Consider the following 233-nt stretch of genomic DNA (forward strand, 5'->3'; position numbering starts at 1 on the left):
CATCGAGAGCGATCAGCCGTCCCGTCGCGTCACGCGTGAACCGCTCGGGCAGGGCCGCCTCAAGATCGGGCGTGATGGTCGGGAAGGCGGTGATGGCACCGTCGACGGTCGTGCGCGTGAAGTCCGACCGGATCCGCAGTTCCTGGCTGGAGATCGGCTGCCAGTTGAAGCCAATCTTCCAGACCTGGCGGTTGTCCGGGGTCAGGTTGGGATTGCCGCCCGTGATCCGGTTG

Annotated in this window: 1 protein-coding gene; it reads right to left on the minus strand. The window is 66.1% G+C overall.

Annotated features, from left to right (window positions below):
- A partial coding sequence (locus RYX56_RS25490) for a hypothetical protein (RefSeq protein WP_317124535.1) occupies positions 1-233 on the minus strand: 233 nt, incomplete at both ends.

It is taken from the genome of Alkalihalophilus lindianensis (assembly GCF_032843265.1).
GTDB classification, from domain to species: Bacteria; Bacillota; Bacilli; order Bacillales; family Bacillaceae_D; genus Alkalihalophilus; species Alkalihalophilus lindianensis.